Origin of the sequence: Bartonella sp. AP58NXGY (assembly GCF_042195785.1) — a bacterium.
Lineage (GTDB): Bacteria > Pseudomonadota > Alphaproteobacteria > Rhizobiales > Rhizobiaceae > Bartonella.
The window spans coordinates 1-243 of the sequence record NZ_JBHIOY010000400.1 but is presented as its reverse complement, the minus strand read 5'-3'; the positions used below and the strand labels follow the sequence as shown (position 1 = coordinate 243).

The following is a 243-nucleotide window of genomic DNA, read 5'->3' as shown; positions in this document are numbered from 1 at the left end:
TAAATGTCACCCTTTTGAACTTTCTATCACCACCACAAATCATGTGCTGCTACAAGTTACAGGGGTTATTGCAGGGACAGTCGCTATCGCTCGTTTTCAAGATATCTCAAAACAGCAGAGCGAAAATGCTCGTTTACAAAAAGATATTGCTCGCCTTCTTACTGAACTTAGAATGCAGCGTAATCTCCTTGATCTTATTCAAGAGCCCGTATGGATAAAAGATTGTGAAGGAAAAGTTTGTTT

Annotated in this window: 1 protein-coding gene; it reads left to right on the top strand. The window is 39.5% G+C overall.

All coding sequences use genetic code 11. The annotated features are described in order from the left end of the window. Positions 1-243 (top strand): hypothetical protein (locus ACFINC_RS11660; RefSeq protein WP_375617301.1); only part of this gene is annotated, 243 nt, incomplete at both ends.